The sequence below is a fragment of the Staphylococcus sp. EG-SA-2 genome (assembly GCF_017152085.1).
The window spans coordinates 1-579 of sequence record NZ_JACYHC010000025.1; the positions used below are offsets into that span (position 1 = coordinate 1).

The window sequence follows — 579 nt, forward strand, 5'->3', positions numbered from 1 at the left end:
ATGGCTCTAGAGATAATGTTAAAAGTCATTTGAAAGACTTACGTGACAATCATAATGTACAAACAGAGTTAACTGGTACAGGAATGACATCTACAGAAGTAGGCGGTAATTCTGAACTAGTTGGTATCATTGTTGCATTTGTAGTGTTATTGATTACATTTGGTTCAGTCATTGCTGCAGGATTACCAATTATAAGTGCATTGATTGGTCTAGCATCTGGGGTTGGCATTATCAGTTTGTTAACTTATGCATTCGATATACCAAATGTCACACTGACATTAGCCGTAATGATTGGACTAGCAGTTGGTATCGATTATGCATTATTTATTTTATTCAGATATCGACAAGTTATGAAAACTGAAACAGATTACATTAAAGGCATTGGTCTTGCAATAGGAACAGCAGGTAGCGCAGTCATCTTCGCTGGTGTGACAGTTGTGATTGCCGTATGCGGTTTATCGCTAGTTGGCATAGATTTCTTAGCAGTGATGGGGTTTGCTTCGGCAATTAGTGTTATATTTGCTGTATTCAGTGCACTGACTTTATTACCTGCGTTAATTAGTATTTTCCATAAACGCA

General features: G+C 37.3%; 1 protein-coding gene. It reads left to right on the forward strand.

Annotation, left to right across the window (positions count from 1 at the left end):
• A partial coding sequence (locus tag IDG60_RS00210; RefSeq protein WP_164826241.1) for an MMPL family transporter occupies positions 1-579 on the forward strand: 579 nt, incomplete at both ends.